Here is a 24,211-nt window from a genome sequence, read left to right as displayed (position 1 = left end):
CCCTACGACGTCAGCTCACGCGTGACCGCCGGAGCGGTCGTGCGAGCACGGAGGCCGGTCGAGGCCGCGGCGCGACGATAGGCGTCGGTCGCGGCCTCGACCAGTCCGACGCTCTCCAAGAGTGCCGCAAGGTCGAACCACAGCTGTGCGGCGCTCTTGTCGGCGCCGATGCTGGAGAGCTTGAGAACGGCTGCCTGGTAGCACCGCGCTGCCTCCTGGGTGTCCGCCTCCGCGGCGCTGATCCTGCCCTCGAGAGCAAGCGCCTCGGCCTCGGCCAGCGGCGACTGGCCGTCAGACGTGGCATGGACGTCCGCGAGCAGGCGGCGGCACTCTTCGTGGTCCTCGCTGAGGAAGGCTGCGCGGGCCAGACCCAGCAGCGTCCACGCCCTGTCCATGGGTGTCGCACTACTCCACTCCATCTCCGAGACCGCCTGCTGCAGGTTGCTGCGCGCGTCGTCCACCGCAGGGGGCTCCAGCTCGAGCTGCAGGCGCCCCACCTCGGCGCGCAGTCGCGCCAGGTTGCGCGCGTCCTGCCCTTCTCCGAGCAGGGCCAATGCGCGCTCGGCGAGCGGGACGGCCGCCGTAATGTCGCCGCGGTTGGCCTGCATCACGCTGGCGTTCCAGTACGCCGACGCCCGGGCCCGTGGCGAGTCGAGCGTCTCGGCCTGGGTGATCGCCTTGGCACAGAGTCGAACGGCATGCGCCGTGTCGCCGCGCTCGAAGTAGGCGGCCGCCACCGTGACGGAGAGCTGCACTGCCTCGTCGCTCGCGTCGAGGCCGGCGATGCGCAGCTGCGACAGCACGTCCTCGCCGCACGTGATCGCGCGGCCCAGGTCACCGGTCTCCCGGTGGATGCGGCTGAGGGCGATGCCGGCCGTGATGCGGCTGACACCGCTCACCGTGCTGTCCTCGAGGAGTGCTTCGAGCTCGATGATGGCGTCGTCCTCACGTCCACTGGCCTCCAGCGAGCGAGCGTGGAGAAGCCGAGCGCGCTCACGCATGCCCGTCCCGGCCACGTCGCCCACGCCGCTCAGGGCTGCGTCGAGGTGCTGGGCGGCTTCGGCGGGTTCTCCGGACTCGAGGGCGAGCTCGGCATAGTCCAGCGCCAGTCGCACCTCGTCAGGGTCCTGCCCCGGCTCGACGGCGAGCAGCGAGTCGATCGTGACGTCGAGCCGGGCGGCGAGCGCGCTGAGTGCCTTCACCGTCGGCTTACGAGCGCCGGTCTCCAGACGGGAGAGATAGGCGACCGACATCGTGTCGCCGACCACCTCGCCCTGCGTCAGCCCCCGGGCAACACGGATGGAGCGAAGCCGACGACCCAGCTCGTGGGCGTCGGCCTGGGCGAGCAGTTCGGCCTGACGTGCGTCCATTCGGCCATTGTGAGGGTCTGGCGAGCCGAGTTGTTGAATTGTGGCAAAAACGGTCGGCACGTTTGCCCAAATGGTCCCAAGTGACCACCGTCTCCGCTGGCGTGTGAGCCTCGGAGCCACCCGAAGCCGTCGAGACGGAAGCTTCAGGTGGCACCGACACCTGCGTAGGGGTGAGCCGTGAGTAACTGGTGAGGAACAGCACACCTCACAAACGGTTCAACTTCGTTCAACTTTGCACGAGCGAGCCGATCCTCGCTTAGCGTGTGCATGTCAGTCAGGGGTTGGTTGACGTCGCTCCCGGGGGTCTCGGGGTTCAAGTCATCCGTGGGGGATGCAATGTCAGTAGTCAGTCGTGTGCCCGAGGTGGCACTGCCACGTCCAGAGATTGGGCACCGGTCCCGTCAGGTCGCTGCCGACCGACCCGCCGGCACTGTGATCGACTGGCGCCAACGCCACGCCCGCTTGTTGCTCCTCGGTGATCTCATTGTATTGTCTCTCGCACTCGGCACCGCGCAGGTCGCACAGTTCGGCTTGATCGCCGAGCCGCAGGTTGACGGCCTCGGCGCCTCCTACGCGGTTTTGGGGTTGGCGCTCGCCGGCATGTGGTGGCTCTCTCTGCAGATGCACCAAGCACGCAGTCCCAAGGTTGTAGGCCACGGCTGGGAGGAGTATCGACGAGTCATCGTCGCGACGTTCCGCGTCTTCGCTGTGCTCGCGATGCTGTCGGTGGCGCTCAAGATGGATGCATCTCGGCTGTACCTCGCGACCGCGTTCCCGCTTGGCCTGGTCGGACTCCTCGTCGAGAGGAAGCTGGCTCGAGTCAGCCTGCACCGGGCGCGGATGCAGGGTGAGGCCGCAGCGAGAGTTCTCGTCATCGGAGGCGAGCGAGCAGCGGCCGAGCTCGCCACATGGTTCGACAAGCACAAGACCGCTGGTTACGACGTGTGCGGAGTCTGGATCCCCGACGAGAGGCAGCCGCTGGCTGCCATCACCGGGGACGCGCCGCGCGGCGTCCCAGTGATGTCTTCGACAACGGACTTCACCGAGGCCCTTGCTCGGTCCGGTGCTACCACAGTGGTGGTAACGGACACTGAACACCTTGGTCACGCGTCGCTTCGCGACCTCGCGTGGCAGCTCGAGGGGTCGAACATCGACCTCATCTTGTCGCCCAACGTCCTCAACGTGTCGTCCTCGCGGCTGTTCCTGCAGGACGTCTCGGGCATGCCAATGCTGCACGTGAGCGAGCCGCAGTACGCCGCGGCAGCGCGACTCAGCAAGCGGCTCTTCGACATTGTCGGTGCATCGATCGTGCTGTTGACCGTCGCACCTCTGTTTGTCGCCACGGCCATCGCCGTGAAGGTCTCGAGCACGGGCCGCGTCTTCTACCGCCAGGAGCGCATCGGCCGCAATGGCGAACGCTTTGGGATGATCAAGTTCCGCTCGATGCGCTCCGACGCCGACAGTCAGTTGGCCGCACTGCTCAAAGCAGAAGGGAAGTCGCTGGCCGAGCTTCCCAAGCTGGCCAAGGACCCGCGCGTCACCCGCGTAGGGTCATTCATTCGCCGCTTCTCGATTGACGAGCTCCCCCAGTTGGTGAACGTCCTGCGAGGCGATATGAGTCTCGTCGGTCCCCGGCCTCAGCGTGACTTCGAGGTTGCTCAGTACGACAACCTGGCGAAGCGCCGCTTGACTGTGCGCCCGGGGATGACCGGTCTCTGGCAGGTGTCTGGTCGTTCGGATCTCGCATACGCGGAGGCAATCGATTTGGACGTGCACTACGTGGAAAACTGGTCGATGATGACTGACGTGACCATCTTGTGGCGGACTCTGCGGGCTGTGCTCGGATCTGACGGGGCCTACTGACGCGTGCGTCCGATGTCGAGCGGCTCGGGAGTCGACCAGCCAGCACCACTCGTTACGGTGGTCATCCCAACTGTTGGACGGCCGGAACTGTTGAGAGCCATACGAAGCGCAGCCGCGCAGGAGGATGTCTCTGTCGACATCGTTGTCGTGGTGGATAAGGCGGAGGCAGAAGTCGAGCTTCCCGATGACATCCATCTGGAGGCGCAGCGCGTGTTGTGGACCGGGGGAGGTCGAGGCGGCTCCGCGGCGCGCAATGCTGGGGTACACGCCTCTACAGCCCCTTGGGTGGCCTTCTTGGATGACGATGACGAATGGCTGCCCGGAAAACTCGCTTCTCAAATCGCGCTGGCCTCGACGATCGGTCGGCCACATGTCGTGGTTGCCGGCCGTCACCTGCAGGTTGACGCCGCTGGGGCCACAGAGTCGCGGCCGCTCCCAACCAGGCTGATACGCCCCGGCCAGACCGTTAGCGACTACCTGTTCCGCAGACGTCGACCGGCGGGTGGCAGGGCGTCGATGTATACCTCGTCGTTGCTCTGCGACCGTTCATTAGCAGAATCAGTGGCGTGGGATGAGTCGCTCCGCCGACATCAAGATTGGGACTGGCTTGTCCGAGCTCAGGCGCGCGGGGATGTGGGGTTCGCGCAGGTGCGGGACCCCGTGGTCCGCATACAAACTGGGAGTTCCGGGTCCATCTCGGCGGGAAAGTCTTGGGGTGATTCGCTGGCTTGGGCGACCCGGGTGCTCTTACCACTAGCACCGGCTCAGGTAACCGCGGACTTCCTAGCCGCCCAGACGCTGCGCTATGCAGTCGCCGCACGCTCGTTCCGCGGGGTTCGCGAGGTGGTAGCAGCAATCGCCCGGACTCGAGCGATGCCTTCCATTGGCCCGCTGCTCATCGCCTGCGGTGGACTCCTGCCGCGTCGGACAGTTGAGCGGATCATGGTCAGGGTGCGCTGAGATGCCTGAGGACCATCCGTGTGCGCCGGTGACCTTCCTGATGGCTTATGCGGTACCCACGCTTGGCATGGAACGAGTGGCACTCGACGTAGCTTCTGAGTTGGCTGCTGAACGGAACGTGCGCGTAGTTGCTGTTGCTGGAACGCCGCCATCGCTCCCCGGTGTGTCCTCGTCCAGCCTCGGCCTCGCGCCTCGACGTTTTGCAATGGCCGCGAGGTGGTGGCGAATCTTTCGCCACTTCGACGTAGCTCCCGAACAGACGATTGTCTTGGTTGGACCATGGTTGGCGGTACCCGCGCTCCTTGTGCCGAGGTTTCGTCGGAACCGTCTGGTCGTCTGGGAACACAGTTTGATGCGCGAGCAGATCGAGACAACGCCTGCCAGGAGAACATTGTGGACATTGGCACGGAGGCTATATCGGCGCGCGGACGCAATCGTTGCTGTCAGCAAACCGCTCGCTCAGGACCTGGCGTCAACGTTTGGGACTGACTCGGTGCACGTCATCCCCAATCTCGTGAGCGTTGGCATGAGCCCTGTCCGTCGCTTGGACCGCGAGCCCAGCGATGTCTACAGGGCCATCAGCGTGGGTTCGCTTACCGCGAACAAGCGACACGCTCTGGCTATCGATGCGGTGGCGGCCACTCCTGACCTCTTGCTGGACATCTTCGGCGACGGGCCTGAGCGTGCTGCATTGGAGGCACAGGTTGCAGCATCTGGCGCTAGCGACCGAATTCGGCTTCACGGTCACGAGCTGCACGACCGCGTCATGCTGGAGGTCTCCAATTCAGACGTGATGGTTCATCCTTCAGCCGGCGAAACCTTTGGGCTGGTATTTATCGAGGCGGCTGAGTTGGGTGTGCCGGTGATCGCCGCGGCGAATCGAGTCACCAACTGGCTCATTCCGGACTTCGTTCCTGGCCAGACGTTCGATAGTGCTGAACAATTACGAGAGATTCTCGCGTCGCGTATCCTGGTTACTCCCACCGAAGTTGCGCGTGCCGCGGAGGCTCGGACAAGTGAGTTCGACAGGACCGCTGTCGTCGCCGCGTGGAACGGACTCCTTTCGAGCATGGGCCCCAACTGACATGTGGGCCCAATTTCCAAACGTAATCGCCCTCTTGGGATGCATCGTCGTTGTCCTTGCGCTGCGTGATCTGGTGCGCGCGCCTACAAGACACACTTTGGCCGGTCTCAGCCTGGCAGCGATGTACACCGTCGCGATGTCGGCGGATCGCATCTCCCCACTTCCCGCGTCTCAAGTACTACGGGTGGTTATCGCTACCTGCAGCGGTCTAATCTTGCTGTTGGTGGCGCGTCGCACTGGCGAACGGCACAGCATTCCTCCGTTGACTGCCTTCGTCATGCTGTTCTTCGTATGCGCGATATGGACCTTCTCGGTGAACGTCCTTCTCGCTCCGACTGCTCCCGTCGTCGACGCATTCGGGAGAATTGCCCCCCTGTGTATCGTGGGATTTTTGTTCGTCGCTATCCGCACAGGGTCCGTAAACTGGCGGATCGCAGCGTTATCCTTGGCAATTTCTATCGGACTCCAGTTAGCGCTCGGGGCGGTCTCGCAAGTCGACTGGGCGGAATGTACGCAGTTTAAATGCGGTCCGGCTGGTCGCCTGTATGTCGGCGGATTCGCTTCTGAAAACACGCTAGCTCGATTGGCTGGTTTCGGATTTCTGCTAGCACTGGCCCTGCGGCGCCACGCCAAATGGCTCTGGCCGAGCCTTCTGGCGGCTAGCGTCCTTGTTCTCTATTCATCCGGATCCCGCACAAGTCAACTGGCAGTGGGGATAGCCCTCATCGCATGGTGGGGATGGCACCTAACGCGGAGCCGGTCGCTTAAACGCCTGCTGAGCTTCAGCGCTCCTGCGGCAATCATGGGTTTCGGATTGTGGATGGTCTACACGGCGGGGCCGAGCGACTACTCGAACCGGGGCGGCATTTGGGCCCGAGGTGTAGCCGCCTTGCGGATCGACTGGCTTCTTGGCGCAGGGATCGACAATTGGTCAACGCACGTCCTGGCTAGGAACTACATGCATAGCCAGGGCCTGCTCCTTCTTTACGCGGGGGGAGTTGTCGCTGTTGTCAGCTTCGTTGGTATGGCGACGTCTGCGCTTCTCATGGCGAGCAGGCGAAACGACGGCTATTTGGCCGCGCTCGTCGTGTACGTCCTCATCTCCGGCCTCGTCGAGGTGATGTGGAACCCGTTGACGTTGGATGCGTCTTTGGTGACGGTCGCAGTGCTTTTGTCGGCTTTCGCGCCGAGGGAGGATTCAGCCGATCCTCAGGGCGTCACCTCCTTGCAAGAAGAGGATCGCGGGCCGACGGGCCGGCTGTCAGCGCGGGGGCAGCGCAAGGTCCGTGGTGGGCATCGGCCTCATCTGTAGCGATTGAGGCGCACCCCGCGCTTCACCGTGCTCGGAGCGCTCGCCAGTAGAGTCCCAGAGCCAAGAGCGAGCTACATACCAAACCAGCAGTTGCACCCTGAACTCCGCTCCACCAAGCGCCCAGAGCTGCTGCAGCGAGCATCGTGGGAGTCATCGCACTCCGAATCTTGGCGGCCTTCCAATTGCGCTCAGTCAGGCGAAGGCCCACAACGGCCGGCTCTGCGAGATATCCGAGGGCTATCCAGAGTGCCACTGGAAACACAACCGTACTCGCGCCGTTCCACGATGACCCCAAAAGGTAGGCGCCCCAACTGGCCGGTGCCGCGCTCCACAGCGCCCCCCAGACCAGGGCTGCCAGTGCAATGGCAGACCACGCGACGGTTGGGGGCCGTAGGAACGACCTGTCGCCGCGCGCCAGTGCTGAGCTGGCGCGGGGGACGAGGGTTAGCGCTAGACCATGAGCAAGCATGGTGAACGGTCCCATGACGGTCATCGCGCCTCGCAGCGAGGCCACAGCAGAGATGCCTGCGATGGCCCCGATCAAGAGCGGTGCTCCCTGTGCCACCCCGCCCACTAGAGCGTGCTCCAGCGTCAGGCTTCGAGCAAGCGATGAGTGAGTTCGCCACCAAAGAAGGTTCCGGTTCGCGGGCAGCGGCAATCGCAGGATTAGAAGTGATACGAGCAGCGCCGGCCAAGCCGTGAAGGACCAGATCGTAGCGAGAGTAAGCGCCGAAGGGCTCGGGGTCTGCAGGTGCCAACCGAAGCCAACAAGTTGCAGGATCAGCCAGGTAAGGCTGCTCAGCGAGGCCGCTGCCGGGCGCTCGAGAACATATGACAGCTGGCGCAGACAGTCCTGCACAAGAAGTCCCGGAAGTGCCAAACTCAGCACCACGAGGAACTGTCCCAGCGGATTGCCCGCAACAAGAGCACCGATGGCGGTGGCGACTCCGAGAGTGATGCCGACTACGGAGGCGGCCCAGACGGCTCTTGCGGCTTCGGGTCGTCGCCGGCTGAGTTCGAGGCGAGGCAATGCAATGGATGCAACTGATCCCACTTGCCCCCGAGTGAGCGTGATCATCAGCAAGTAGAGCGTCAGGAAGATGCCGAAGCTGCCGAACTCGGCCACGCTGGCGACACGCGCGATCGCCAGCGTGGCGATCAGGTTGGAGACGCTTGAGAGACCTTGGTCGGCAAGGCCGGCAGCGGCACGTCTAATGGTCGACTACTCCGTCTCGGAGTCAGCTGGCGGTGTTGATCATGCCGGCGCCGACGGTGACGCCGGTGGCCTCGTCGATCAGGATGAACGAGCCCGTGGTGCGGTTCTTCGAGTACGGGTCGCAGAGGAGCGGCACGGTGGTGCGCAGCTGGACGCGGCCGATCTCGTTGAGCGAGAGTTCGCCGGCTTCCTGGTCGCGGTGCAGCGAGTTCACGTCGAGGCGGTACTGGATGTCCTTGACCATCGCGCGGCCCATGCGGGTCGTGTGCTTGATGGCGAGCTTCTGGCGCGGACGCAGTGGCTCGTTGGTCATCCAGCAGATCATCGCGTCGATGTCCTGGCTGGGCTTGGGCGCGTTCTTCGGGCGGGCGATCATGTCTCCACGGGAGACGTCGACGTCGTCCTCGAGGTGGATCGTCACCGACATGGGCGGGAACGCCTCGGAGATCTCCTGGTCGAAGAGCTCGACCTTGGAGATGGTCGACGTCATGCCGCTGGGCAGCACGACGATCTCGTCGCCCTTCTTCAGCACGCCGCCGGCCACCTGACCGGCGTACCCGCGGAAGTCGTGGTACTGGTCGGACTTCGGGCGGATGACGTACTGCACCGGGAAGCGGGTGTCCACGAGGTCGCGGTCGGAGGCGACGTGGACGTGCTCGAGGTGGTGCATGAGCGTCGGGCCGGAGTACCACGGCGTGTTCTCGGACCGGTTGACGACGTTGTCGCCCTGCAGCGCCGAGATCGGGATGACCTCGAGGTCGGGGATGTTGAGCTTCGTCGCGAACGTCGTGAACTCGCGGTGGATCTTCTCGTAGACCTCCTGCGACCAGTCGACGAGGTCCATCTTGTTGATCGCCAGCACCAGGTGCGGGACGCGGAGCAGTGAGAGCAGCACCGCGTGGCGGCGGGACTGCTCGGTGAGGCCCTGGCGGGCGTCGACGAGGACGAGACCCAGGTCGGCGGTCGAGGCGCCGGTCACCATGTTGCGGGTGTACTGGATGTGGCCCGGGGTGTCGGCGATGATGAACTTGCGGTTGGGCGTCGCGAAGTAGCGGTAGGCCACGTCGATGGTGATGCCCTGCTCGCGCTCGGAGCGCAGCCCGTCGGTCAGCAGCGCCAGATCGGTGTAGTCGTAGCCCTTGGACTGGCTGGTCGACTCCACCGCCTCGAGCTGGTCCTCGAAGATCGACTTGGAGTCGAGGAGCAGGCGCCCGATGAGCGTGGACTTGCCGTCGTCGACCGAGCCGGCGGTCGCGAAGCGGAGCAGGTCGGCGTTCTCCGTGACGGCGGCAGTGTCCTCGCCGGCGGTGGTCTTCTCGTCGGCCATCAGAAGTAGCCCTCCTTCTTGCGGTCTTCCATGGCGGCCTCGGAGAACCGGTCGTCGCCACGGGTCGCGCCGCGCTCGGTCACTCGCGCCACGGCGATCTCTTCAATGATTGCGGCGGTGTCGGAGGCCTCGGACTCCACGCAGCCGGTCTGGGTACGGTCACCCACGGTGCGGAACCGCACGGTCTTGGTCACCGGCTTCTCGCCGTTCTTGGGCTGGATCTCGGGGCCGACCGACAGCAGCATGCCGTCGCGCTCGATGACCTCGCGCTCGTGGGCGAAGTAGATGGAGGGGATCTCGATCTGCTCGCGGTGGATGTAGCTCCAGATGTCGAGCTCGGTCCAGTTGGACAGCGGGAAGATGCGCATGTGCTCACCGGCGTGGATGCGGCCGTTGTAGAGGCTCCACAGCTCGGGACGCTGCATCTTCGGGTCCCACTGGCCGAAGTCGTCGCGGTGGGAGTAGACGCGCTCCTTGGCGCGAGCCTTCTCCTCGTCGCGGCGGCCACCGCCGAAGGCGGCGGTGAAGCCGTTCTCCTCGATGGCGCCGAGCAGCGTGCCGATCTGCATGCGGTTGCGGCTGGTCTTGCCGTCGTCGACGACGTGGCCCGCCGCGATCGCCTCATCAATCGTGGCGACGATCATTCGCGCGCCGAGCCGATCGACCCACGAGTCACGGGTGGTGAGTACCTCGTCGAAGTCGAGGCCGGTGTCGACCTGGAGCAGCGGGAAGGGAAGCTTGGCCGGGAAGAACGCCTTCTCCGCCAGGCGGAGCATGACGATGGAGTCCTTGCCGCCGGAGAACATCAGGACCGGCTTCTCGAACTCGGCGGCGACCTCACGGAAGATGTGGATCGACTCGGCCTCGAGCTGGTCCAGCTGGCTCAGCTGGTAGTCGACGTGGGTGTTGGTCATGGCGTGTGCGACGGCCTCTCTCGGGGACAGCAGCCATCATCGTAGCGACGGGCAGCCCCACCGACGATTCGCACTGCCGGGCGTGGTCCGCGCACGACCGCGGGGGCGGGGGCGGACCGAAGCATTCCTGGGGGTTTGGCGCCGGGATCGGTGGGGTACTACTCCGACATGCTCGTCTGGGCCGTCCTGATCCTCGCAGCGTGGATCGTCCTGTCCATCCCCGTCGCCGTGGTCGTCGGCAGGATGTTCGCGGCCCGTCCCGACGCCGCGGCCGCGCCCGCCCCAGCGCCCTCCGTCGCCGTGGACCGAGTGGCACACCTCTCACGTGTCGAATGCCGCCGCAACGAGGCCTCGCGATGGGCCCACGAGGCCCGGCTGCTCGCCACGTCGCGCCGCCGGGTCGCAGTGACCTCCGGAAGCGCTGCACGCATCACCGGGTGACGGCTGACCCCTTGGGGTCGGACTGTGCCGACGCGATTGGTCGCTGTCCCGGTCCCTTCGTCACAATGGCGCGCATGCGGACCACCCCCCGGGCCCTCGCGGCCGCACTCGCCGGCGCCCTGCTCGTCACCGGCTGCAGCTCGGCCGACGACGGCGACCCCAACCCGCCGTCGTACGAGAAGAGCGACAGCGTGCGGGCGCAGGTGCTGCCCCAGCTCGCTGCCAACGGTGAGGACGTCGAGTCCGCCGACGACGCCGCCTGGGTCGTGGACGCCACGATCGCCGACGCGGAGGAGGGGACCGCGGTCACGCTGGTCGCGAAGGACGACGACGGCTGGTCCGAGGTCGACGAGCAGGAGACCGACGCCAAGGGTCGTGTCTCGCTCACCAGCCCCGACTCCGGCGACCTCCACGTGGTGATCGGCGACGGTGCCGACGCCGTCGGCGCGAAGGTCTCGACCGACGACGCCCCCGAGGCCACCTTCACCGACGACTTCGACGACCCGGACAGCGTTGACCACCCGGACGGCTCATGGCACACCCGGGACCAGGGCTACTCAGGCGTCCGCACCTGCTCCAAGGCCAGCGCCGACGCGCTAGAGGTCACTGACGGTGTGCTTCGGCTGAGCGTGACGGACGACCCCGACCGGGAGGGCGACGAGTGCCAGCTTCCCGGGAAGCGCAAGAAGTTCCCCTACCGGCTCAACGGCCACGTCGGCACCGAGGGTCGGGTGGACTTCACCTACGGTTTCGCCGCCGCACGGATCAAGACACAAGCAGCCCGTGGCCAGCACGCGGCCTTCTGGATGCAGGCGGTCGGTGGGCAAGGGACCGGTGGCCCGAAGAAGGGTGGCGCCGAGATCGACGTCATCGAGTACTTCGGCGACGACCACCCCGAGGGCGGCCTGACCAGCTTCACCTACTTCCTGGACAAGAACGGGAAGAAGCAGACCGTCGGTGGGTGGCTGCCCAACGCCGACGAGCTGGGCGACGACTGGGCCGAGCAGTACCACGTGTTCTCCGTCGAGTGGACGCCACAGGAGTACGTCTTCCGCATCGACGGCAAGGTCACCCAGCGCCTGAAGGGGGTGAGCTCCGGGCGTCCGGAGTTCCTCATCCTCAGCTTGCTCTCCTCGGACTACGAGCTGCCGCGCTTCAACGGCGAGCTGCCGGAGACCATGGACGTCGACTGGGCGCGGGTGTGGGAGACAGGCCCGAAGTAAGCGATGAGGTCGTATGTCCGGTACGGACGATGGTTGGGCCGCCACCCACCACGAGCCGCGGCTGCCTCTGCCGCTGAGGCATCTTACGGCAACGCTCCTGGCTCCACGTGTCGTTAGAGGTACGCGACGCGTTGAAGAGTCGTGTGCCTTTCGTGGCCCACATGAGGGCACTGTCTATGCAAACTGAAAGCATGACACGACGGGTGGCCGTGATGTTTTGGACGGTGGCGGGAGCGGCATGTGTCTTCGCGGGGTGGCTTGCCACTTGGCTGCCTTACTGACTGTGACGTGGATCGCCGAGCGGATTGATCATCAATGACCCCATGGGTGCATCGCTGACGTAAGGTTTCGGCCTTGTGAGTATCACAGGGGCACTGCGTTCATCGGCGCGCACGGACGGCGACAAGCGGACGCCTCAGAAGCGCGCTTTCCGAGGCGACATTCAAGCACTGCGGGCAATCGCTGTGATGGCGGTTGTGGTCGACCACGTCGGGATATTCCACATTCCCGGCGGCTTCGCAGGCGTCGACGTCTTCTTCGTGATCTCAGGCTTCCTCATCACTGGCCACCTGATCCGAGACGCCACAACCTCGGGCAGGGTGAACTTCGGCGAGTTCTACGCGAACCGGATCCGTCGCCTTATGCCCGCCGCTACAGCGGTACTTGTATTCACCGCCATCGCAACGTGGTTGCTCCTGCCGCCTACCCGATGGCGCGACATCACGTGGGACATCCTCGGGTCGGCGCTCTACATTGAGAACTGGGTGCTCGCGAGCAACTCCGTCGACTACATGACACAAGACTCGCTGCCGAGCCCCCTGCAGCACTTCTGGTCCTTGGCGGTCGAGGAGCAGTTCTACATCCTCTGGCCATCCGTGATCGCAATCGCCGGGCTGGGACTGGCCTTCGGGCGTCGCCGCCTGCGGGGCGGACCGGCACGGGCATACCTCCGCCGTCACCCCGGAGAGTTCCAGGTCGCCCTGCTACTGAGCCTTTGCTTGATCGCCATCCCGTCGTTCGCCTGGTCGGTGTACTACACCGCTTCCGACCCGTCACCCGCTTACTTCGTCACAACGACCCGCCTGTGGGAACTCGCCATCGGAGGGTTCGTCGCAATTCTCGCCCCACAACTGCGAGCGATTCCCGCGCTCGTTGGAACTGTCCTGATGTGGGCGGGTCTCACTGGGATTATGGCGTCCTTTTTCGTCATCACACCCGAGACCCCGTTCCCGGGGTCGGTCGCCTTCTTGCCCACGCTGGCAACGGCGCTTGTCATTGTCGGGGGCTTCAACGCCAACAAGGTCGGCCCCGGGTTCGCGATGAACCTCCGGCCTGTGCAGCTTATGGGAAACATGTCCTACTCGGTCTACCTCTGGCACTGGCCCCTCATCGTCATCGCCCAAGCGCACCTGTCGGAGATCACCCTCGAATGGGGAATGACGCTGATCGTGGTGTCACTGGCCGTCGGCTATGCCTCCTACCGATGGATCGAGACGCCCACTCGAAATTACGAGGGATGGGCATTCGACACGCGACGGGCGTACGAGACGGGGGGCGCGTTGATAGGCGCCGCGGCCGTCGCCGGGCTGCTGATCGTCGGGGTGCCGAACTATTACCACGAGATCGACACGGTCGTAGCGCAGGCTCAGGCACGAGAGAAGCTGAGCGCGGCTGCGGAGTCCGTCGATGAGGCGTCGGTCAAGTACGGCGCCCAGGTCCTTCCCGCGAATCCGCGCGATGCTGCCGCGGGTAAGCCGCGCGATTCGTTCTCAGAGCTAATCCCCCGCCCCGCCTACGCTCCCCAAGACGCAGAGGCGTGCGCCACCACCCCAGTCGGCGACTCGTCAATCACGAGTTGCTCTTTCACCACCCCGCGCGCAGCGACAGAGGTTGCCCTCGTCGGCGACTCGCACGCGGCCCAATGGCTCTCCGTGCTGAAGCCGATGGCCGAGGACCGCGGGTGGAACCTCACCGCGTACATCCACGATGCATGCCCCTTCGCCGCGGGCGAGCTGCTTCGTGACGGGGAGAGGTATGACGACTGCATCGAGTGGAACTCGAAGATCACCCAGGAGCTGCTCTCCCAGCCCAACCTCGGAGCTGTCTTCACCTCGAACTACAGCGACAGCGCCGCGGTCGCTGGAGGCGTAGATGACATGGCAGAAGCCCACCGTGCCGCCTGGCAGCCGTTTCAGGCATCCAAGATCCCGGTCGTGATGATCCGCGACAACCCAGAACCCGGAACCGTGAACGTCGCGGAGTGTGCGTCCTTGAACGAGACCGAGCTGACCAAGTGCTCGTTCCCCCGGGTGTCCCCGACCGAGTCGCAGGGCATCGCGCAGCTGGCCGCCGCGGACGGCGCCCCAGGAGTCACGGCCATCGACCTGAACGACGCGATCTGCCCCACTGACCCATGCGCCGCGGCGATCGGCGGAGTCCTCGTCTACCGCGACACCAACCACCTAACGGGGACCTACATCCTGACCTTGCGATCGAGACTCGAGAAGGCCATCGGCGGAGTCCACGGGATCTAGGACGCTGGCGCCCTGCTTGTGAGCTCCTGAGCCACCCGCCGTGCCCTGCGACACGACCGTGCCTTAAGCACGGTGGTCGCGGCATTGAAGACACCTGTGCGAACCGGACGTTGAAGGTGCCTGCCGGCAGCCGTGACGATCACGAGTTCCTTGACGCGGTAGGGGGGCCCGCATTGCGTCCAGAACACCCGCGGATATCCACGTGGCAGAGCGTCACCCACGTGGCATCGCCTACATGGTCGACAAGGCTGGCGGCGAGTCAGCCCTTACCCGTGTCGAGGACGAGGGTGATCGGGCCGTCGTTGACGGACTCCACCCGCATGTCGGCGCCGAAGCGGCCGCGTTCCACGTGGGCGCCGAGGCGCTCGAGCTCGGTGCAGACGGCGTCGTAGAGCGGCTCGCTCACGGGGCCCGGCGCGGCGGCCTGCCAGGTGGGGCGGCGGCCCTTGCGCGCGTCGCCGTACAGCGTGAACTGGCTGACGACCAGCACGGGCGCGCCGACGTCGCTGGCGCTCTGCTCGTCGCGCAGCAGGCGCAGGTCCCAGATCTTGCGGGCCGTCCACGCGACCTCGGTCGCGGCGTCGTCGTGGGTAACGCCGAGGTAGACGAGCAGTCCCGGGCGGTCGAGCTCGCCGACGACCTCGCCGTCGACCCGCACGCTGGCGGACAGCACCCGCTGGATGACGGCACGCACGTCGTGGCTCCCGCCCGCGTCAGACGCGGGTGAGGACGCCGACCTCGACGAGGTCGTCGACGTGGGTCTGGACGAGCGACCTGGCGTCGCCGGACTCGGGCTCGCCGAACTCGACGAGGAGCGCCTCGGCGAGCCGGTCCAGGCTGGCCGACTCCTCGCCGAGCAGGGTGACGATGCGGGTGGCAAGGAAGGACAACGCGACGACGGTCTCGCCGAGCATGACGGAGCCGATGCCGTCGCTGACGTGGAAGTCGACGAAGTCGAGGCGGCGTACGCGCTCGCCGCCGTCGGTGGTTTCGGGTCCGAGGAGCTCGACGACGGTCGGCTCGGGCTCTGAGTCGACCTCGGTGTCGCGCGACTGCGGGTGGTTGAGCAGCTGCTGGGTGACGGCGACCAGGTCGTCTGCCTCGCGGTAGTCGACCCGGTGCACCCCGCCGACCTCCTCGACGAGGGCGGCCAGGCGGTGCAGGGGCTCGTCGAGCGAGCGCAGGTAGGACGCGTTGCCCGACAGGTGGGCGATCGCCTCCGCGGTGGGGAGCGGGGTGAGCACGGGCGGGACGAAGCCCTCCGCGTGGTGCTCGAGCAGCAGCACCGCCGCCGGGCGGAGGTCGCCCGGTGCCTGGCGCAGGCCGAGGTCGTCGGGGGACTGCACGCCCTGCGCGGGGTCGTCGTCCGCGACCAGCGGCTTCGGGTAGGGGAGCAGGTCGAGCGTCGCGGTGAAGGCGACGGTGTCGTCGGTGACGTAGCCGAAGTGGCGCGCGAGCGTCCGGGCGGCGGTCGACCGCCCGCTGCCGGCGGGTCCTACCAGCACCACGCACCGGCCGGTCTCCGGATCGGCGACGGCTGCGGCACGGAGCATCAGGAGGTCGCCCTCGTTGGCCTCCATCGCCTGGAGGGTGACGGCCAGGGCGACCTGTTCGCCGACGACCGATCCGCTCGCCCCGGCGATGGCGCCTCGCGCCGCGGCGTCCTCGACCGCGGCGGGGTCGTCGTCGACCAGCACGCGCACCCTGTGGCCCTGCACGTCCTCGACCTGCCGGGCATCACATCGTGACCACGCGTGGAGCAGGTCGTCAGCCACACCGTCGGCGTTCTCTCCCGCGACCTCGACATGGACCTGGGTCCCCAGAGCGGTCACGGCGACGACGTGGCGAGGGCTGGCCGAGAGAGTCACTCGCGGGAGTCTAAGGTGCGCGCATGGACGAACTGCTCATCACGGTGGCACCGACGGGGGCCGAGACGGCGAAGGCCGACTGCCCGCAGCTCCCGACCACCCCTGAGGAGGTCTCTCGCACCGCCGCCGACTGCGAAGCAGCCGGTGCGGCGATGATCCACATCCACGTGCGCGACACCTCCCACCAGCCCACCCTCGACCAGGGACTGCTGCGCGAGTGGGTCGCCGCGGTGCGCGAGTCGTCCTCGCTCGTCGTCCAGCTCTCCACCGGCGGCTCGGTGCACGACCCGCTCGACGAGCGGCTCAAGGTCCTCGACGCCGAGCCCGACTCCTGCTCGCTCACCATGGGCACGACCAACTTCGGCGACGACGTCTTCCTCAACCCGTGGCCCTTCGTGAAGGACCTCTACCAGCTCGCCCTCGAGCGTGGTGTGGCGCCGGAGTTCGAGCTCTTCGACCTCGGGCAGGTGCACGCGCTCGGCCGCCTCATCCGGCAGTACGGCGTCCCGGTCGGGGGCAAGGTGCACGTCGACTTCGTGATGGGCGTCCCCGGCGGCATGCCCGGCACCGCCCCCGCGCTCGTCGCCGGCGTGACCGCCCTTCCGCCCGAGGTGACCTCGTGGTCGGCCACCGGCATCGGCCGCTCCACCCTGTCGGTCGCGATGGCGTCGCTGTCGATGGGCGGCCACCTCCGCGTCGGAATGGAGGACGTGCTCACCATCAGCCGCGGCGTGCCGGTCGAGTCCAACGCCCAGCTCGTCGAGCGCGCGGTCGAGCTGGGACGGATCGCGCAGCGTACGCCGATGAAGCCGGCGCAGTGCCGCGAGCTGCTCGGTCTGGCCTGAGTCCCCCGAGCTCCGCTGGAGGTCAGCGCCGGCGGCGCTTGCCGCCCCCGGCCCCGACGGGCTCCTCGACCGGCGCGTAGCCGTAGCCGTAGCCGTAGGCGCTGGAGGCCGACTTGGCCGGCGTCCGGTTGACGACCACACCCAGCGTGGTGGCGCCGACCGAGTCGAGGCGCTCGATCGCCGTCGACAGCTGGTCGCGGGTCGTACGCCCGTGGCTGACCACGACGACCGCACCGTCGGCGCGGGTCGCGAGCAGCGCGGCGTCGGTCACCGGCAGCAGGGGCGGCGCGTCGAGGATCACGACGTCGTAGCGCGTGCGCAGCTCGAGCAGCAGCATCTCCATCGCCTGGGACTGCAGGAGCTCCGACGGGTTGGGCGGGATCTGGCCGCAGACCATGACGTCGAGCGACGTGTCGGCGTACTGCTGCATGACGTCCTCGGCGCTGACCTTGCCGATCAGGACGCTGGTGGTGCCGATGGCGCCGTCGAGCTCGAGCCGGTCGGCGATGAGCGGGCGGCGGAGGTCGCACTCGACGAGCGCCACCCGCTGTCCGGCCTGGGTAAGGGTGACCGCGAGGTTCACCGCGGTCGTGCTCTTGCCCTCGCCCGGCAGCGAGCTGGTCATCACGAAGACCTTCTGCTCGTGGTCGATGTCGACGTACTGCATGTTGGTGCGAAGCACGCGGAAGGCCTCGGCCCACGGTGTCGCCGTCGTCAGCACCTCGTGGGGCGCACGCTTGGCGTCGGTGTCCTGGAAGATGTTGCCGAGGACGGGGGCCGAGGTGATCTCGGCGACGTCGTCGGCGCCCTTGATGCTGGTGTCGAGGAGCTCGCGCGCCACGGCCAGGCCGACGCCCAGCAGGAGGCCGAGCACACCGGCGAGCGCGAGGTTGCGCAGGGGCTGCGGGGAGACGGGCGAGCGGGCGACCTGGGCGTCGTCGATGAGGGTGGCCTTGACGACGGCCGCGGTCTCGCCGCGAGGCGTCTCGAGCTCCTCCACGAGGAGCTGCAGCTGCTCGGCGTAGGCCTGCGCGATGTCGCGGGCGCGCTCGGGGTCGGCGTCCGCGGCCTCGATCTCGAGCAGCACCGTCTCCGGGACGGCCGAGGCGGTGACCTGCTCGCGCAGGTCCATCGCGTCGGTGTCGCCGAGCTCGTCGGCCACGCGCTCGGCAAGCTGGTTGCTGGTCACCAGGTCGGCGTACGACGCCACGCGCTGGGTGGCGAAGAGGTTGCCGGTGTAGGCGGAGTTCTCGTCGGTCTGGCTGGTCGAGACGAAGATCCGGGTGGTGGAGGCGTATGTCGGGGTCACCGACCACGTCCACACCGCGGCGACCGCCAGGACCACCAGGACGCTCCCGAGAACGAGCCGCCACCGCCGTCGGACCGTGCGCCAGTAGTCCTGCAGCTCCACGCGTTTTCCTCTTCTTGTCAACGAACCTTTGACAAGGGTAAGCGCTCGGTCGCCGTCGCCCGCATCGTCGCGGGCGGGGTGGACGAAGGCCAGCGGCAGGGACTCGCCCTACCGCCGGTCGACCTTCTTCATCCCCACGAGCCCCGGCTGGTAGTCCGGGTCCTCGAGCTGGGCGATGGTCGGCTGGCCGAACATCGGCAGCCCTTGCTGCTTGCGCAGGAAGCCCCAGACGATGGGCAGGACCACCAGCACGACGAGGCCGATGCCGGCGATGAGGAGGGGGTGGGTCTCCTCGACGCCGAGGGGCGCCCAGCCGGACTTGTCGAGCAGCGCGACGCCGCTCATCGTCAGCACGACCACGATGCCGCGGCGGATGAAGGACTGCGGCACGCGCGGCGCGAGGGCGGAGCCGAGGATCGTGCCGGGCACCGAGCCGATGAGGAGCGGGATCAGGATCGTCCAGTCGATGCCGTGGAGGGCGATGTTGGAGATCGCCGCGGCCAGGACGAGCGGCACGGCCTGCACCAGGTCGGTGCCGACGAGCCGCACGGCCGACAGCCCGGGGTAGAGCATCAGCAGGGCGATCATGATGACCGAGCCCGAGCCGACGCTGGTGATGCCGACGAGCAGGCCGCCGAGCATGCCGACGAGCAGCGTCGGCACGACCCGGATGGCGGGGTTGTCGTCGTGGACGTGGGTGCCCGAGCGGACGCGGCGCAGGTTGACGTAGAGGCGCAGGGCGTACGTCGCCGCCGCGAGCAGGAGCGCGAAGCCGATGCTGATGATCAGCACGTGGTTGAGCTCTTCGGTGTCGTCGGTGAGGTACGCGACCAGGTGGGGCCCGAGCAGCGCCATCGGGATGGAACCGATCATCAGCCACATCGCGAGCCGCATGTTGGGCGAGCCCTCGCGCTTGTGCACGATCGCGCCACCGGTCTTGTAGACGGCGGCCGCGGTGAGGTCGGCGGTCACCACGGTGGCGGCCTCCCCGACGCCGAGGAACAGCAGCGCCGGGGTCATCAGGGCGCCACCGCCCATGCCGGTCAGGCCGACGACGATGCCGACGAGGAAGCCGGCGGCGAGGATCGAGAAGAACGTGACGGTCAGCAGCTCAGCCACCGGAGCCTCCTGGAGCGAGCCGAGGGACGATCACACCCAACATTCGCGACATTGTGTCGGCTGCGGTGGCCGCAGCCGATTCCCCGCGCCGGTAGGGGTCGGCGATGTCGTGCTCGCGGCGCGCCGCCGTACGACGTGCGCCGACCGCGGCGATCAGCTCGCGCCCGCGCAGGTCGGGGTGCTCCTCCACCGCGGCGGCGAACTGGCCGACGGTGAAGACCTTGCGGAGGTGCTGGGGGAACTCCTCGAGGATGAAGCTGCGGTGCGTGGCCTCCGCGGTCAGCACCAGGTCGGCCTCGGCGAGGAGCGGCCCGGTGAGGCGGCGGCTCGCGAAACCGGCCGAGGTGTCCTCGGTGAGCGTGGCGACCATGACGTCGTCCATCGCGTGGCTGTCGAAGCCGTGCGTGCCCGCGCTGGAGAACTTCACCCCGGAGCCGGGACCGGACAGGGCGCGCGCGGTGAGCTCGAGGTAGGGCGAGCGGCAGATGTTGGCGGTGCAGACGAAGAGCACCTTGAGCGGCTCAGACATCGGTTCCCCGCAGGTGGAGGTAGCCGGCCTTGTCGAGCGCGATTAGGACGTCGTCGAGCGCGTCCTCGATGGTGCGGCCGGTCGTGTCGACGCGCACGGCCGGGTCGACGGGCTCCTCGTAGGGCGAGGAGATGCCGGTGAACTCGGGGATCTGGCCGGCCCGTGCCTTGGCGTACAGGCCCTTGCGGTCGCGGCGCTCGCACTCCTCCAGCGGGGTGGCGACGTGGACGAGGAAGAACGCGCCCCCGGCGGCCTCGACCATGTCCTGCACCTGCTCGCGGGTCTCGGCGAACGGGGCGATCGGCGAGCAGACCGCGACGCCGCCGTGGCGGGCGATCTCGGCGGCGACCCAGCCGATGCGGCGGATGTTGGTCTCCCGGTCGGCCTTGCTGAAGGACAGCCCCGCGGACAGGTGACGGCGTACGACGTCGCCGTCGAGGCTGGTCACCGTGCGGCCGCCCTGCTCGAGCAGGAGGTCCATCAGCGCGCGGGCGAGCGTCGACTTGCCGCTCCCGGACAGGCCGGTGAAGAACAGCACGAGCCCCTGCTCCTCGGGCTCGGGCTGGTCCTCGTCGACGATCGCGGCGATGGTGGTGGGGTAGGTGCCGGCGGTCTCCACCAGGGCGTGGACCGGGTCGCCGCCGGCGTAGGTCTCGACCACCTGGGCGCCGAGGGCGTGGTCGGCGTCGGCGTCACCGTGGGCGGGGAGCGGGATCGCCACGACGGCGGCGTCGTCGAGCAGGTCGGCGGCGGCCAGCGTGGCGCGCACCAGCGCGACAGGGGAGAGCGACGAGGTGCCGGTGCCCATCAGGGCGAGGAGCACGACCCGGCCGAGCCCGCGCAGCTCCTCGAGGTCGGCGTCGGTGAGGGCGTCGACGACGGGGACGAAGGTGGCGCCGGCGTGCTGCTCACGTGCCTGGGCGGGGGTGAGGTGCAGCCGGCGGAAGGGGCCGTACTGCGCGTGGGTGAGCGGCACCAGCGAGCCGTCGGCGGCGACCCGGGCCAGCGGCAGGCCCTCGGGGTCGACGAGCTCGGCCTCGGCGGCCCCGTCAGGCAGGTCGAGGGTGACGACGCTCCCGTCCTCGTTGAATCGGGTGAGCGGGGCGTAGGCGCCGGAGACCAGGAGCTCCAGGTCGTCGAGCTCGGTCGGCGTCGGGCAGTGCTGGATCACCCGCGCATCCTCTCAGAACCGCGGGAAGTAGCCTGCGCCCATGTCTGTCGCAGGTCTACCCGTCGTCGCCGAGATCGTCCGCTCCGGGTTCGTCGAGGGCCACCACTACGGCTCCGTCGTGGCCCTGGCCGCCGACGGGTCGGTCGACTGGTCGGTCGGCGAGGTCACGGCACCGGTGCTGCCGCGGTCGAGCAACAAGCCGGTCCAGGCCCTCGCGATGGTCGAGCTCGGCCTCGACCTGCCCGACGAGCTGCTCGCCCTCGCGTGCGCCTCGCACTCCGGTGAGCCGTTCCACGTCGAGGGCGTACGCCGCACGCTGGCGTCCGCCGGCCTCGACGAGTCGGCGCTCCAGACGCCCGCCGACTACCCCCTCGACGACGACGCCCGCGAGGCCGTCGTACGAGCCGGCGGTGCGAAGGCGCCGGTCCTGATGAACTGCTCCGGCAAGCACGCGGCGATGCTCGCGACGTGCGTGCTGCGGGGCTGGGACACCACCACCTACCTCGACCCCGCCCACCCGCTCCAGGTCGCGATCGCCGAGACCTTCGCCCGGCTCACCGGGGAGCCGATCGACGCGGTCGCCGTCGACGGCTGCGGTGCGCCGCTGCTGTCCACGTCGCTCACCGGGCTGGCGCGGGCGTTCGCGTCCCTCGCGACCGCGACCGACGGGCCGCAGCGCCGCGTCGCCGACGCCATCCGGCGCCACCCCGAGCACGTCAGCGGCACCACGCGCGACGAGCTCGCGCTGCACCGGGCCGTCCCGGGGCTGATCGGCAAGGCCGGCGCCGAGTCCTGCTACGCCGTCGCGCTTCCCGACGGACGCGCCTGGGCGCTCAAGACCGATGACGGAGCCGCGCGCGTACGCCCGGTGCTGATGGCCGAGGCGCTGCGCCGCTCGGGCGTGCTCGACGAGGACGGCGTCGACGCCGAGGCAGTCCGCTCAACGGGGCGGTTCGAGCTCCTCGGTGGGGGACTGCCGGTCGGGGAGATCCGCGCCGCGTTCTGAGGCCCTCCGGGCCCTCGAGGACAGGATCCTCGTCACCAGCAGCCCCAGGAGCGCGCCGACCAGCATGCCGAGGGTGTTGGCGACCACGTCGCCGTTGGTCGCCTGTCGCGCGCCGAGCGCAACGGCCTGCACCACCTCGACCGCGAACGACACCACGAAGCCGACCGCCGTCCAGTCCCGCCATGTCGGTCGCGTCCACAGCAGGCTGCCCAGCAGGCCCAGCGGCACGAACGCCACGACGTTGAGCATGGACTCCACGCGCCCGGGGTGGGCCAGGACCTCAGGGAGGCCGAGCCGCCGCAGCGCCTCCGCCAGGTGGGAGATCACCCAGTCGGGGCCGGCCGAGGACGGCGCCAGCAGGACCACCGCGAGCAGCGCGACCCAGGCGACCAGCGCGGCGCACACCGCCATACGCGCGCGGCGGCTCAGGGGACGGTCGGACACGGGTGGATCCTAGGTCGATGGTGCACTCGACAGCGTGTGCGAACAGTCTGCTAGCGCCGAAAGCACCCTTCGGCAAAGGACTTGTGAGAGGTCTCACCCGCTCAGGATTTGCAGTTTGCTAACAACTGTTAGCACAATGGGGACATGGCCAAGGACAAGATGACCCCGGCCAGGGCGAGCTCGAAGAAGGCCGCGAAGGCGGCTTCGAAGGCCAGCGGCAAGACCAGCAAGGCGGTCGTCGGCTCGTTCGGGACGCTGGGGGACTACCTCAAGGAGCAGCGCCTCGGCGCCCAGCTCTCGCTGCGACAGCTCGCCGACCAGGTCGGGGTGAGCAATCCCTACCTGAGCCAGATCGAGCGCGGCCTGCGCAAGCCGTCGGCCGAGGTGCTCCAGCAGCTGGCCCGCGCCCTGCGGGTCAGCGCCGAACAGCTCTACGTTCGCGCCGGCATCGTCCACCCCGACCCCGGTCAGCCCGGATCGGTGGAGCTCACCATCCTCGCCGACACCGCGCTCACCGAGCGGCAGAAGCACTCGCTGCTCGACGTGTACGCCTCGTTCCTCGCGCTCAACGAGCGCGACGCGGCGCCGGCACGACCCGCCGAGACCGCCGAGCACGTCGTCGAGACCGACGAGCAGTAACGCACGGACCACCAGAACACCGTCAGCACCACCCCCCACCCGAAGGAGAGCCCCATGGCCACCACCAAGCGCGACCTCAAGACCGAAGCCCTCAAGCCCGTCCTCGCCGGCGTCGGCGTCACCGACCTGGCCGTCGAGGCCGTCCGTGAGGCCGTGGCCGACGTGCAGAAGCGTGTCGCCGCCGTGCAGAAGGACGTCACCACCCGCGTCACCGACGTGCAGAAGACCGCCACCGACCCGAAGGCGCTGCGCAAGCAGGCCCAGGCCCGCCGCGCCGCCATCGAGGCCCGCGTCGCCGAGCTGCAGACCGAGGCCCGGGCGTACCCGGCCAAGGTGACCACGCAGGTCTCCGCGCTCGTCGACGGCAACGTCTCCGCGGCCAACGCCACCTACACCGACCTCGTCAAGCGCGGCGAGTCCCTCGTGGGCCGCATCCGCCGCCAGGAGTCGACCAAGGCCACCGTGACGTCGGCGAAGACCACCGTCACGAAGGCGAAGACCACCGCGACCCAGGCCAAGAAGGCCGCCGAGGCCACGACCGCGGCTGCCGACAAGACGGCCGCCACCAAGGTCGCCCCCAAGCCGAAGCCGACCGCCAAGAAGGCCACGCAGAAGGCCGCGGGCAAGAAGGCCGCCGCGACCACCGCGCGCAAGACCGCGGCGAAGAAGACCGCCACCGCCCAGAGCAGCGCCCAGGCCACGGCCACCGCTGCCACCGCCACCGCGACCAACGCGGTCAAGGCCGTCGCCGACGCCGCCGAGAAGGTCGGCGACTGAAGAGCACCAGCCGATGAGCAGCAGCTGATGCTGTTCTGAAGCGAGGCCGAGGGCCCCCGTCCACCAGGGCGGGGGCCCTCTGTCGTTGCCCGCCTTTGCCCGGCATGGACAACTGTGGGCAACTCCGCTCCAATGGGAGGGGCGGCAGCGGTGAGTCC

21 protein-coding genes are annotated in these 24,211 nt (G+C 68.0%); 11 read left to right on the top strand and 10 right to left on the bottom strand.

The window, feature by feature from the left end; genetic code table 11:
• Window positions 1–2 precede the first annotated feature (2 nt).
• Window positions 3–1,370, bottom strand: coding sequence for a helix-turn-helix domain-containing protein (locus tag ACFQW6_RS10905; protein ID WP_378544491.1), 1,368 nt, complete (start codon window positions 1,368–1,370; stop codon window positions 3–5).
• 432 nt (window positions 1,371–1,802) lie between these two features.
• On the opposite strand from ACFQW6_RS10905, the gene ACFQW6_RS10900 reads away from it, so the two are divergent.
• The 4 genes from ACFQW6_RS10900 (at window position 1,803) to ACFQW6_RS10885 (ending at window position 6,589) form a co-directional block, all read left to right on the top strand.
• On the top strand, window positions 1,803–3,233 hold the full coding sequence (locus ACFQW6_RS10900; RefSeq protein ID WP_378544488.1) for a sugar transferase: 1,431 nt from the start codon (window positions 1,803–1,805) through the stop codon (window positions 3,231–3,233).
• Window positions 3,234–3,245: 12 nt separating this feature from the next.
• On the top strand, window positions 3,246–4,193 hold the full coding sequence (locus ACFQW6_RS10895) for a glycosyltransferase family 2 protein (RefSeq protein WP_378544485.1): 948 nt from the start codon (window positions 3,246–3,248) through the stop codon (window positions 4,191–4,193).
• A 28-nt stretch (window positions 4,194–4,221) separates the two neighbouring features.
• Window positions 4,222–5,277, top strand: a complete 1,056-nt coding sequence (locus tag ACFQW6_RS10890; RefSeq protein WP_378544482.1) for a glycosyltransferase — start codon at window positions 4,222–4,224, stop codon at window positions 5,275–5,277.
• Between the two features lie 121 nt (window positions 5,278–5,398).
• Window positions 5,399–6,589, top strand: a complete 1,191-nt coding sequence (locus ACFQW6_RS10885; protein ID WP_378544479.1) for an O-antigen ligase family protein — start codon at window positions 5,399–5,401, stop codon at window positions 6,587–6,589.
• 1,238 nt (window positions 6,590–7,827) lie between these two features.
• Here the strand turns inward: ACFQW6_RS10885 and cysN are convergent.
• Window positions 7,828–9,132, bottom strand: coding sequence for a sulfate adenylyltransferase subunit CysN (gene cysN, locus ACFQW6_RS10880; protein ID WP_378544476.1), 1,305 nt, complete (start codon window positions 9,130–9,132; stop codon window positions 7,828–7,830).
• Window positions 9,132–10,046, bottom strand: a complete 915-nt coding sequence (gene cysD / locus ACFQW6_RS10875; protein WP_378544473.1) for a sulfate adenylyltransferase subunit CysD — start codon at window positions 10,044–10,046, stop codon at window positions 9,132–9,134. Before cysD ends, cysN begins: the two co-directional genes overlap by 1 nt.
• A 168-nt stretch (window positions 10,047–10,214) precedes the next feature.
• Here cysD and ACFQW6_RS10870 point away from each other — a divergent pair, with 168 nt between their 5' ends.
• The 3 genes from ACFQW6_RS10870 to ACFQW6_RS10860 all read left to right on the top strand — a co-directional run bounded on the left by ACFQW6_RS10870 (window position 10,215) and on the right by ACFQW6_RS10860 (window position 14,244).
• Window positions 10,215–10,487, top strand: a complete 273-nt coding sequence (locus ACFQW6_RS10870; RefSeq protein WP_378544470.1) for a hypothetical protein — start codon at window positions 10,215–10,217, stop codon at window positions 10,485–10,487.
• 74 nt (window positions 10,488–10,561) lie between these two features.
• Complete coding sequence (locus tag ACFQW6_RS10865; RefSeq protein WP_378544467.1) at window positions 10,562–11,710, top strand: family 16 glycosylhydrolase; 1,149 nt, start codon at window positions 10,562–10,564, stop codon at window positions 11,708–11,710.
• A 356-nt stretch (window positions 11,711–12,066) separates the two neighbouring features.
• Entirely contained in the window at window positions 12,067–14,244 is a 2,178-nt protein-coding gene (locus ACFQW6_RS10860) for an acyltransferase family protein (RefSeq protein ID WP_378544464.1), read from the top strand.
• A 259-nt stretch (window positions 14,245–14,503) separates the two neighbouring features.
• Here ACFQW6_RS10860 and dtd read toward each other — a convergent pair whose 3' ends face one another.
• On the bottom strand, window positions 14,504–14,938 hold the full coding sequence (gene dtd, locus ACFQW6_RS10855; protein ID WP_378544461.1) for a D-aminoacyl-tRNA deacylase: 435 nt from the start codon (window positions 14,936–14,938) through the stop codon (window positions 14,504–14,506).
• 19 nt (window positions 14,939–14,957) lie between these two features.
• Window positions 14,958–16,112, bottom strand: a complete 1,155-nt coding sequence (locus ACFQW6_RS10850; protein WP_378544458.1) for a hypothetical protein — start codon at window positions 16,110–16,112, stop codon at window positions 14,958–14,960.
• 23 nt (window positions 16,113–16,135) lie between these two features.
• Here ACFQW6_RS10850 and ACFQW6_RS10845 point away from each other — a divergent pair, with 23 nt between their 5' ends.
• Window positions 16,136–16,957: a 3-keto-5-aminohexanoate cleavage protein gene (locus tag ACFQW6_RS10845; protein WP_378544455.1), complete on the top strand. Its 822-nt coding sequence runs from the start codon at window positions 16,136–16,138 to the stop codon at window positions 16,955–16,957.
• Between the two features lie 22 nt (window positions 16,958–16,979).
• On the opposite strand, the gene ACFQW6_RS10840 is transcribed toward ACFQW6_RS10845, so the two are convergent.
• The 4 genes from ACFQW6_RS10840 to cysC all read right to left on the bottom strand — a co-directional run bounded on the left by ACFQW6_RS10840 (window position 16,980) and on the right by cysC (window position 21,187).
• Window positions 16,980–18,368, bottom strand: a complete 1,389-nt coding sequence (locus ACFQW6_RS10840; protein WP_378544452.1) for a polysaccharide biosynthesis tyrosine autokinase — start codon at window positions 18,366–18,368, stop codon at window positions 16,980–16,982.
• Window positions 18,369–18,476: 108 nt separating this feature from the next.
• On the bottom strand, window positions 18,477–19,487 hold the full coding sequence (locus tag ACFQW6_RS10835) for a sulfite exporter TauE/SafE family protein (RefSeq protein WP_378544449.1): 1,011 nt from the start codon (window positions 19,485–19,487) through the stop codon (window positions 18,477–18,479).
• On the bottom strand, window positions 19,480–20,016 hold the full coding sequence (locus ACFQW6_RS10830) for a hypothetical protein (RefSeq protein WP_378544446.1): 537 nt from the start codon (window positions 20,014–20,016) through the stop codon (window positions 19,480–19,482). Before ACFQW6_RS10830 ends, ACFQW6_RS10835 begins: the two co-directional genes overlap by 8 nt.
• On the bottom strand, window positions 20,009–21,187 hold the full coding sequence (gene cysC / locus ACFQW6_RS10825) for an adenylyl-sulfate kinase (RefSeq protein WP_378544443.1): 1,179 nt from the start codon (window positions 21,185–21,187) through the stop codon (window positions 20,009–20,011). The genes ACFQW6_RS10830 and cysC overlap by 8 nt, the downstream gene beginning before the upstream one ends.
• A gap of 40 nt (window positions 21,188–21,227) precedes the next feature.
• Between cysC and ACFQW6_RS10820 the strand changes: the two genes are divergently transcribed.
• Complete coding sequence (locus ACFQW6_RS10820) at window positions 21,228–22,193, top strand: asparaginase (protein WP_378544440.1); 966 nt, start codon at window positions 21,228–21,230, stop codon at window positions 22,191–22,193.
• Here ACFQW6_RS10820 and ACFQW6_RS10815 read toward each other — a convergent pair.
• Window positions 22,128–22,637: a VanZ family protein gene (locus tag ACFQW6_RS10815; RefSeq protein ID WP_378544437.1), complete on the bottom strand. Its 510-nt coding sequence runs from the start codon at window positions 22,635–22,637 to the stop codon at window positions 22,128–22,130. The genes ACFQW6_RS10820 and ACFQW6_RS10815 overlap by 66 nt on opposite strands.
• 144 nt (window positions 22,638–22,781) lie before the next feature.
• Between ACFQW6_RS10815 and ACFQW6_RS10810 the strand changes: the two genes are divergently transcribed.
• Entirely contained in the window at window positions 22,782–23,276 is a 495-nt protein-coding gene (locus ACFQW6_RS10810) for a helix-turn-helix domain-containing protein (RefSeq protein ID WP_378544434.1), read from the top strand.
• 54 nt (window positions 23,277–23,330) lie between these two features.
• Complete coding sequence (locus ACFQW6_RS10805; RefSeq protein ID WP_378544431.1) at window positions 23,331–24,053, top strand: hypothetical protein; 723 nt, start codon at window positions 23,331–23,333, stop codon at window positions 24,051–24,053.
• Window positions 24,054–24,211: the final 158 nt, after the last annotated feature.

The sequence above is a fragment of the Nocardioides sp. GCM10028917 genome, from assembly GCF_042666175.1.
In the GTDB taxonomy this organism is placed as follows: Bacteria; Actinomycetota; Actinomycetes; order Propionibacteriales; family Nocardioidaceae; genus Nocardioides.
Note: the sequence above shows the minus strand (reverse complement) of the source record. Positions and strands in the feature narration are given on the sequence as shown.